We start from the raw sequence: 9,461 nt of genomic DNA, 5'->3' as shown, positions 1-9,461 counted from the left end.
GCTTCCGTTCCTTGTAGGAAGGTAACCACTGGGGTACTGTTATGCTCTATGGCATCGGCGAAAGTCTCTAGTTCGTCCAAAATAGCATTGGAAGGCTGTACTTCTGGGTATTCAAAGTAGATTTGCTTATGTTCTCCCTCAGCATTTTGGAGAATCATATCATATTCATTGGGATGCTCTGGAGCTTCTTTCATACGTACTACTTCTACCTTTTTCTCCAAGAAATCTACCGAGATATAAGCATCTCTCTGGAAGAAACGGCTTTTGCGCATATTCTTCATGGAGATACGGCTAGCGGTAAGATTGGCCACGCAACCATTCTCAAACTCTATACGAGCATTGGTAATATCGGGCGACTTGCTAATGACAGCTACGCCACTGGCTTCTATATGCTTTACAGGCGAATGCACCACACTCAGTAGAACATCTATATCATGGATCATAAGATCAAGCACTACGGAGACATCCGTTCCACGTGGATTGAACTCGGCCAAGCGGTGCACTTCAATAAACATAGGATTCTCTATAGACGACTTTGCTGCCAAGAAGGCAGGATTAAAACGCTCCACATGCCCTACTTGTCCCTTCAGATGGTTGTCCTCCAACAGGTGATAGATCTCCTCAGCTTCTTCTACGGTACTAGTAATAGGTTTTTCTATAAAGATATGTCGCTTAGCTGCAATAGCTTTCATGGCACACTCATAGTGAGAGAGTGTGGGGGTTACGATATCTACCACCTCTACTGCCTCAATAAGCTTATCTATACTATCAAAATAGGTGTAGCCAAATTCAGCCACTACCTTCTGTGCTTGTTCTTGATTAGGATCATAAAAACCAACTAATTCGTATCTTTTGGACTGATTCAAAAGTCTTAGATGAATTTTTCCTAAGTGTCCTGCTCCTAATACGCCTACCTTTAGTTTATTTTTCATTTTGTACAGCTTATTTTTTAGTAATATTCATTTTTTCAGCGAAATATTCACAGAAATCACGCATAGTATCGGTCATTTTCTGGTCTTGAGTAGCCTTGTAGAATGTATCAGCCATAGTCTGGAATGTCTGATAGTAGAAAACATTCATCTCCTCCAAGGGCATATCCTTAGTCCAAAGGTCTATACGAAGTGCCTCTTTGGTCTTGTGATCCCATACGGAGAGAAACATAGCCTTAGCCTCTTGGTGAGCAATACCTCCATCAGGAGCCTCCCAAGTAATACGTTCAGGAATACGGTTTTCGTCCAATTCTACTTGTAATTTTATTTCAGAAGTATGATTCATTTGTTATTTTTTAGGTTTGTAATTTGCTTTTTTGAAGAGTTCATCATTGGAAACAGTGAGTAAGTCTCTCAAAGGGGTATTTTCAGGGAGCTTTTCCATATATTGTGTTACAATATTAAGACCTATATAACGTCCTATCCCCCCAGGTGACTCACTATCTAGCTCTAAATAAAATTTTGAGAAGGGGGCTATGTCTATAAAGCGATTAAGCACTTTCTTATCCGTACTATAAAGCAATTGATTTTCCACAAAGTAGCGCCATATCTGTGCCTCATTGGCCTCTGCCCATTGGTATTTCTCCTGGCTATACTTGAGCAAATCCCTTTGAGGGGTAGTGGGGAGAAAGCGCTGGGCTAGGTAGAGCACCTTACCCTCATAGAGCATGGTATCCAAGAAAGTAGCATTGCGCGGCGAGGGAATAATTGCCTGTGCAAAGGCAAGTGCTACATCTGTAGGGAGGTACTTAAGGTCTAACTCTTGAGCTATATAACCATCTAGATCCATATAGAAACGATGCTTAGATCCCAGATAGTTATCCGCACCTATGAGTAATAAGCTATCCGCATAGATTACTCGAGAAAGATAATCCACATCAGAGATCAGGGTAACCACTTTAGGTGGGGTAAACTGAGGAAAATAGTACTTGACATGATCACAGATACGCTCAATTTGTTTTTTCTGTTGGGAGAAATTGCCTATGGTCTTAGCCGTCTCAGTAAAGAGTTCACGCTCCAACGTATCACGCTGTTTTTCTATCCATTCCTTATCAGAGGTAGCCTCTGGGAAGAAAAGTGGATATTTGACCTTCAACTGAGGGAATTTCTCTGCTGGAGTATTGAAAAAAATAGAATCCATTCGCAATACTTCCACTTTTACAGAAGGAGGTACGACGGGGTACTTAGTTCTATTACAGCTCAAAAGCAATACAAGAGCTATAGGTAAAAGATGTTTTAAACTCATTTGTAAGTGAATAGTAAACAATGATTAGTGAATAGTGTTTTTCACTTTCCACTATTCAGTTTTCACTAATACAAGTGCAAAGGTAATAAAAAAATATCTTATCCTAAATAGATTGTACAGACAAATTTGTATTGTAGAAAATATTCCTTTCCATAGTCCTTATTTTTTTAAGGAAAATCACTACTTTTGTAACTGATTATATCAGCTATTATGAAAGCAACTTTTCAGAAATACACCTTACAGTTCAAGCGACCTGCGGGTACCTCACGTGGGGTGCTAACCGAGAAACCTACGTGGCTACTTACCATAGAACACAACGGACGACGTGGCATAGGTGAATGCAGTCCGCTACCTGGTCTAAGCATAGATGACATATCCGATTATGAGCGTAGCAAACTTCTATGGACTTGCGCTCACATCTCCTTAGGCAAGGAAGCTCTTTGGGAACAGCTCAAGAGCTACCCCTCTATCCAGTTTGGAGTGGAACAGGCTTTCCTCTCCTTAGAGGCCAAACAAGAAGGAGTTCTTTTCCCCTCTCCCTTTACAGAAGGACAAGTCGCTATCCCTATCAATGGTCTTATATGGATGGGTGATAAGCACTACATGCAGCAGCAGATACGAGAGAAACTCTCCCAAGGGTTCCACTGTATCAAGATGAAAATTGGTGCCATAGATTTTGAAACAGAATATCAGCTACTTAAAAATATCCGCCAAGAATACGCTCCGTCGGATATAGAACTTCGGGTGGATGCCAATGGGGCTTTCTCTCCCCTTGAGGCTTTGGAGAAGCTCAAGCGACTCTCCGACCTAGAAATCCACTCCATAGAACAACCCATTCGCGCAGGGCAATATGAGCAAATGGCACGCCTATGTGAGGCGTCTCCCCTACCTATCGCCCTAGATGAGGAACTCATAGGAGTAGCTTGTCCTGAGCGAAAAAAGGAAATCCTCCAGTGGATCCGTCCTGCCTACATCATTCTAAAACCTTCCCTTATAGGAGGGTATAGGGCCAGTGAAGAGTGGATTGACTTGGCAGAGAAGCAGGGTATCGGCTGGTGGGTTACCTCTGCCCTTGAGGGCAACGTAGGGCTTTCAGCTATTGCTCAATGGACCTATACGCTAAAAAATCCTTTACCACAGGGGTTGGGTACAGGCAGTCTCTATACGAATAATTTCCCTAGTTCCTTGGAGGTAAAAAATGGGGGCTTATGGTGGCTAAAATAAAAAAATGTAATATATTTGCACCAAAATACAAAAGATGGAACAGGTTTATATTTTTACCCTCTCTGCGCTCTTTCTTTTAGCTATCTTTGACCTTGTGGTAGGAGTAAGCAACGATGCGGTAAACTTCCTCAACTCGGCCTTTAGCTCCAAAGCAGCACGACTTCGCACTATTATGATTGTAGCAAGTATAGGGGTCGGTATAGGAGCTATCTTCTCCAACGGAATGATGGAAATTGCTAAAAAAGGTATTTTCAATCCCGAGATGTTTTATTTTGAGGAGGTGATGGTAATCTTTGCTGCGGTAATGCTGGCCGATATTCTCCTGTTGGACTTCTTCAACAATATAGGACTTCCTACCTCCACTACCATATCTATCGTCTTTGAGCTTTTAGGAGCCTCGGTAGGGGTGGCTTTTGTCAAGGAACTCAAGGAAAAAGACCGACTCCTACATGTGATTGATGGGGTCAGGGAATATATCAATACAGGTAAAGTGGGACAAGTGATTTCAGCCATCTTCGTCTCCGTCTTTATTGCCTTTGTCGTGGGATCTTTTGTACAGTTTATCACTCGTATCATCTTCACTTTCAACTTTGAAAAAAGGATGCGCTACTTTAGCGGCATTGTTGGAGGTATTGCCCTAACAGCTTTGAGCTATTTCCTTGTTATTAAAGGATTAAGTGGCCTTTCCTTTATGCACAAAGAGCAGTTGGACTGGATAGACCAACATACAGGCCTACTCTTAGGAATTTTCTTTGTCCTCTTTTTCCTCTTAGGGCAGCTGCTTTATTGGTGCAAGGTAAGTATATGGCGGGTGGTGATCCTATCGGGTACCTTTGCCCTTGCCATGGCCTTTGCGGGCAATGACTTGGTGAACTTTATAGGGGTGCCCGTTGCTGCTTGGGATTCCTTCCAATTATGGGAGGCAGCAGGGACACCTGTGCAGTCTATGACTATGGAAGCCCTTAGAGAAAATGTACAAACCCCTCAGTTCTTCCTTGTCATCGCAGGAGCACTGATGATACTCACCCTCTGGTTCTCCAAAAAATCACTCCATGTGATGCAAACCGAAATGAAACTCTCCCAACAAGGAGGCGGTAAGGAGCGTTTCGAGGCCACAGGTCTCTCTCGTGGCATTGTGCGCTTTAGTGTATGGATTACCTCAATGGTGGAAGCTCTTATTCCTAAGCGCACCTTGGCTTATATTGATAGTCGTTTCAAAAAACCCGAAGAAGACCCTAATACCATGGATAAGCCTGCCTACGATGTAATCCGTGCAGCAATCAACTTGGTGGTCTCCAGTAGCCTTATTGCGGTGGGTACCTCCTTTAAGTTACCTCTTTCCACCACTTATGTAACTTTCATGGTAGCTATGGGTACCTCACTGGCTGATAGAGCTTGGGGAAGAGAATCAGCTGTATTCCGTGTAGCAGGCGTGTTCAATGTTATTGGTGGTTGGTTCATCACTGCAGGAGCAGCCTTTGTCATGGGGCTTATCATCTCTATGATTCTTTTCTATGGGGAAATATACGGACTTATCACAATGATATTCCTTGTAGGTTACTTGGTTGTACGCAATGCCATAGCCTACCGCAGAAAACAACGTAAGGAAAAAGAAGCCCAAAAGAAACGCTTCAATAAGGAAGACCTTATCACTATCAGTGGTATTATGAAGCTTAGCTCACAGAATATTGCTGGGGCTGTACAAACGATTGATGAGCTGTATCGTGAGGTTATTGATAACCTAGCAGTAGAGAACCACAAGGGACTGAAAGGCTGTAAGAAACGCGCCAAAGCACTCTCTTCCGACATAGAAGATCTCAAAAGTGATATCTATTACTTTATCCGCTCCATTGATGATAGTTCTGTAACCTCCAGTAAGTTCTATATCCTTATCTTGGACTACCTACATAGTATGTCCAACTCTATCAGTTTTATAGCCGATACGAGCTATACTCACGTGGATAACAATCACAAGAAGCTCAAATACAACCATATACGCAATCTTAAGAACATCTCCGAGAAGATGCAACAACAGTTCCAGAAGATTCTTGAGATACTCAATGTGTCCATGTATTCGAACTCCACTACCCAGCTTATCAAGGATGTGAGCGCTATCAAGGACGAGATTTCTGAACTGATTGAAAAGCAGATACGTGATATTCGTACCAGTGAATCCAGTCCTAAGAACACCAAACTCTATTTCAGTTTGCTCTTGGAAACTCGTGTATTGATTCGCTCTATCATCAACCTAATGACCCTCTTTAAGAACTTTAAAGACCAGTATAAGGAGATTTAGAATAGTGATGGTGACCACATCATATCATTTTCGGATTAATCATCAACTATTAAAAAAAGCTTACAGTAACAAAACTGTAAGCTCTTTTTATTTCAAGAGTATACCCAGTTCTTTTTCTCTTAAGGTATTGCTGCTATTCTCTCTGCATAGTGCCTCCAACCCTTTGCTTTTTTATAAGCCTCTACACTTGCCTGAGGAACATAAATACGTAAAACATCAGAAAGCCTTTCCCAATGACACCCTTCTCCATCAGGATTTCCTTTACAATAACTAAAGATAATAAACTCATTATCAGGAATATTAGGAGGAGTAGTTGGCTTTACCGTTACAGAAGTTAAGGCAATACAATCATCAAAAGCACTCATTCCTATATTTGTGACTTGATAAGGAATAACAATAGAGCTTATGGATTTGCAACCACTGAAAGCACTTTCGCCTATACTTGTTAAAGTATCAGGAAATGTTACAGAGGTTAAAGCCGTACAACCCATAAAAGCCTCCTCTGCTATCTCTGTCAATCCCTTGGAAAGAGTTACAGAAGTCAATTGCTTACAGAAACCGAAAGCTCCCTTTTTTATACTTACAATTCCTTCGGGAAGAGTAACAGAGGTTAAAGCTGTACTTTGAAAAGCATCTTTTCCTATACTTATAACTCCACTAGGAATCGTGATGGCTCCCAAAGCTGAACAGTAAGCAAAAGCTCCTTCTCCTATACTTGTAATTCCTTTAGGAATAGTAACAGAAGTGAGTGCCGTACACCCCAAAAATGTATTATTCTCTATACTCGTAAGGCTTTTTGATAAAGTAACAGAAGTCAAAGCTATACAATTTGAAAAAGCAAGTTCCCCTATATTTTTAACACTATCAGGTAAGATAAGAACACTTAACTTAGTTTCTTCAAAAGCATTCTTGCCTATATGAGTAAGGCTATTAGGGAAATTAATACTCTTAAGGTTTTTACAAGAAGCAAAAGCCTCTTGGTCTATATGTGTAAAACCCTCAGGAAGGATTACCTCTTCTAAGGTCTCACAATGACTGAATGTTCCTGAGAGAATTTTAGTTACCCCCTTAGGGAGTATAATCTTCTTTATCTTTCCACAATAAGAAAAAGCATGCTCTCCTATGCTGATTACTCCTTCAGGAAGTAATAGCCCTTCTTCAACACTAGCTGGAATTGATTTATTGGCAGAAGCAAAGAAATCTCCTCTATATCTTCCTTGAGTAATAGAGACAGGTCTTGTAACAGAGGTTAGTTCTGTACAGCCTTGAAAAGCCTTTTCTCCTATAGTAGTCAGTGTCGTTGGCAAGACTATTTTAGTGATTTTTTTGTTGCCTTTAAAAGCCTCTTGGGCAATAGTAGTAATCTTATTAAGCACTTTATCCTCAGAAAAGTCAATGCTTGTTGCCGCTTGATCTTTCCACTGATAAAGCGTTTTCCCATCTTCACTTAGCGTGTAAGAAGTTGCAGGAATAGTCTGTACTTCTTGTTTCAAAGGAGGTTGTGGAAGGGGCTGCTTTTGAGACATATCCTCATTCTTGTTACAATTAACCATAAACACCCCTAACATCAATGGTAGTGATAAGCTAAATTTCATATGTTTATTTTATAGAATTAGTCACACAAAAGTACGAATAATATTTTACTTTTTTAAGTTTTAAATCTTAAATTTTAATATTCCCTCTCTTTTTTAATGGATAATCTCTATATGTTAAACAAAATTGCCCCTTATAGAAATACAACTAATTGTTTTTTAGAAGATTAGAATATTTTTTACCACGAACAGCATTAATCATAAAAAAGTGCTTACAGCTTGGGCTGTAAGCACTTTTATCTATAATGTGTGTTCGATATAAGCAAGATTATATTTTTTCTCCCACAGATTCCACAGATAAATAAGACTTTTGGGCTTATAAAAATCTGTCTAAATCGCAACAATACAATTACATAGATATAGAAAATCTGAAAAATCAGTGGGAACTTACATTATATCGAACTTACGTTATTTAATAGTAATCCCTGCGGCAAAGTATAAGGCTGGCAAGAAAACACTAGATCGTGTGGATCCATCCTCTCTCTTAGCTTCAGATTCGAACATGGCTGTAAGAGTACGTGCTCTATAACGACCTGAACGAATAAAACTACCTCCAAAAGCTACTGGAATGGCGACATGCTTGCCTATCTTAAACTCTGGCTGTAAGGCTACAAAGAAAGTCTGTGAGGAGAACATCTCTTTTTGGTCATTACGCCTGAGATATGCAGAATAACCTCCCATATTGGCTACTAATTTTAAGCTAAGATTTTCATGATAGTCATAGCCAAAAGCTACTTTTCCTCCATTAAGCAGACTGGCATCTATGGTAAATTTGTCTGAGAAACCACCCTTGTATTTGAAATAGAGAGCAGGAAACAGCATAGGGTAACCAAAGGTGTTATTCAGAGCAACACCCCCACCTAACTCAAGATTGGATTTCCAATGCCATACAAAGAGTAAAGCACCATTGGCTACTACATTATCTCCTATATGAATAGCCGATAGTCGGTTCTCAGGGGTATAACTTCCCGCACCAAGTGCCATAAGCATAGACCAACGTTCTTTCAAGGGGCGCAAATGAAGCAGCGTTGCTGCAAGATTCATCACTTGAGCGGGTTGTTCCTTCTCTATAGGAAAGTTATGATTACTCATCTGTACAAAAGTACCATCGAGCGATACCCCCCATACTGTGGGTCGTTGATAAGGATCTTCTTCCTTAGGAGCTTGCATAGAGATAGGCGCCAAACCATTTATAGAATAGATCATAGCTGATCCTTCTCCTATATTACCATTGGAAACTGCATCGTAGAACTCCGAGTTGCTGATATATTCAGTCTTGACACTGATCTGTGCCGAAACTCCTACTGCAAAGAGTAGGGCTATAAAGGTGCTTACTTTTTTCATAAGAGCAAAGGTAAAAAAAAAACAATCCTCCAAGCTAAAAACGAACCCTTTCTATACCAAAAGCAAATTTCATCCTACAAATGACATGTTTTTACAAAGAAAAAGTGCTTACAGCTTGGGCTGTAAGCACTTTTTATAGTCATAATTAATCATCATGGGAATTAACCATTAATGATTAATAATTGACAATTAATTAGAATCCTAATTCTTTCTTTACGTCATTGAAAAGGTCTTTACCGTCAGCAACAATTACCCCTGCACCAGTGGCAGAATCCAATACGTATTGGAAGCCTTGTGCTTTAGCTACTTTTTCTACCGCCTTTTTAGCCTTTTCCATGATAGGCTCTATGATGGCTTGGCTTTTCTTTTGGTATTCCTCAGCAGCAGTTTGTTGTGCTTGACGGATATTATTTTGCATAGTCTCAAGGTTGCGTTGTTCTTTTTCAAGTTCCGCTTGTTTTTCTTTGAGCTGTGCTTCAGTAAGGGCGTTTACCTTTTGTTGGAAAACTTCCAATTTTTTCTGATATTCCTTAATTGAGGCTTGGATGTCGTTAGTGTAGGATTGTTCTACCTTTTGCAACTCTGCTTGTGCCTTTTTCATATCAGGCATTTCTTTGAGGAGCTTTTGAGAATCAATATGCGCTATCTTCACTTGCGCCATAGCTACAGTAGTACCACCCAAGATAAAGGCTGCTGTAATTACCCAATTTCTAATTTTTCTTATCATTTTTATATATTTAAAATAGTTCTTAGTTGTTAGTGATTAGTTG

At 40.2% G+C, this 9,461-nt stretch carries 8 protein-coding genes; 2 read left to right on the top strand and 6 right to left on the bottom strand.

Annotated features, from left to right (window positions below):
- The 3 genes from Q0625_RS02835 to Q0625_RS02825 all read right to left on the bottom strand — a co-directional run.
- On the bottom strand, positions 1-932 hold a 932-nt coding region (locus Q0625_RS02835; RefSeq protein WP_298823384.1), incomplete at its 3' end, for a Gfo/Idh/MocA family oxidoreductase.
- 10 nt (positions 933-942) lie between these two features.
- Positions 943-1,275: a gliding motility protein GldC gene (gldC, locus tag Q0625_RS02830; RefSeq protein WP_009640835.1), complete on the bottom strand. Its 333-nt coding sequence runs from the start codon at positions 1,273-1,275 to the stop codon at positions 943-945.
- 3 nt (positions 1,276-1,278) lie between these two features.
- Positions 1,279-2,235, bottom strand: coding sequence for a gliding motility lipoprotein GldB (locus Q0625_RS02825; protein ID WP_298823383.1), 957 nt, complete (start codon positions 2,233-2,235; stop codon positions 1,279-1,281).
- Positions 2,236-2,445: 210 nt separating this feature from the next.
- Here Q0625_RS02825 and Q0625_RS02820 point away from each other — a divergent pair, with 210 nt between their 5' ends.
- Positions 2,446-3,459 carry an o-succinylbenzoate synthase gene (locus Q0625_RS02820; RefSeq protein ID WP_298823382.1) on the top strand — a complete coding sequence of 338 codons (1,014 nt, stop codon included), beginning with the start codon at positions 2,446-2,448 and terminating at the stop codon, positions 3,457-3,459.
- 34 nt (positions 3,460-3,493) lie between these two features.
- Positions 3,494-5,755 carry an inorganic phosphate transporter gene (locus Q0625_RS02815; RefSeq protein WP_298823381.1) on the top strand — a complete coding sequence of 754 codons (2,262 nt, stop codon included), beginning with the start codon at positions 3,494-3,496 and terminating at the stop codon, positions 5,753-5,755.
- A 119-nt stretch (positions 5,756-5,874) separates the two neighbouring features.
- Here the strand turns inward: Q0625_RS02815 and Q0625_RS02810 are convergent, their stop codons facing one another.
- The 3 genes from Q0625_RS02810 to Q0625_RS02800 all read right to left on the bottom strand — a co-directional run bounded on the left by Q0625_RS02810 (position 5,875) and on the right by Q0625_RS02800 (position 9,418).
- Positions 5,875-7,350: a leucine-rich repeat domain-containing protein gene (locus Q0625_RS02810; protein ID WP_298823380.1), complete on the bottom strand. Its 1,476-nt coding sequence runs from the start codon at positions 7,348-7,350 to the stop codon at positions 5,875-5,877.
- 405 nt (positions 7,351-7,755) lie between these two features.
- Positions 7,756-8,691, bottom strand: a complete 936-nt coding sequence (locus Q0625_RS02805) for a DUF6268 family outer membrane beta-barrel protein (RefSeq protein ID WP_298823379.1) — start codon at positions 8,689-8,691, stop codon at positions 7,756-7,758.
- Between the two features lie 193 nt (positions 8,692-8,884).
- Positions 8,885-9,418 (bottom strand): OmpH family outer membrane protein, encoded by a 534-nt coding sequence (locus tag Q0625_RS02800; RefSeq protein ID WP_298823378.1) that lies wholly within the window; start codon positions 9,416-9,418, stop codon positions 8,885-8,887.
- Between the last annotated feature and the right edge of the window lie 43 nt (positions 9,419-9,461).

This window comes from uncultured Capnocytophaga sp. (assembly GCF_938029845.1).
Taxonomy (GTDB): domain Bacteria; phylum Bacteroidota; class Bacteroidia; order Flavobacteriales; family Flavobacteriaceae; genus Capnocytophaga.
This window is presented reverse-complemented; position numbering and strand designations above follow the sequence as displayed.

Excerpts from the sequence above, each read along its gene's own strand:
- gldC (WP_009640835.1), bottom strand. The coding sequence starts at position 1,275 with ATGAATCATACTTCTGAAATAAAATTACAAGTAGAATTGGACGAAAAC.
- Q0625_RS02825 (WP_298823383.1), bottom strand. The coding sequence starts at position 2,235 with ATGAGTTTAAAACATCTTTTACCTATAGCTCTTGTATTGCTTTTGAGC.
- Q0625_RS02820 (WP_298823382.1), top strand. The coding sequence starts at position 2,446 with ATGAAAGCAACTTTTCAGAAATACACCTTACAGTTCAAGCGACCTGCG.
- Q0625_RS02815 (WP_298823381.1), top strand. The coding sequence starts at position 3,494 with ATGGAACAGGTTTATATTTTTACCCTCTCTGCGCTCTTTCTTTTAGCT.
- Q0625_RS02810 (WP_298823380.1), bottom strand. The coding sequence starts at position 7,350 with ATGAAATTTAGCTTATCACTACCATTGATGTTAGGGGTGTTTATGGTT.
- Q0625_RS02805 (WP_298823379.1), bottom strand. The coding sequence starts at position 8,691 with ATGAAAAAAGTAAGCACCTTTATAGCCCTACTCTTTGCAGTAGGAGTT.
- Q0625_RS02800 (WP_298823378.1), bottom strand. The coding sequence starts at position 9,418 with ATGATAAGAAAAATTAGAAATTGGGTAATTACAGCAGCCTTTATCTTG.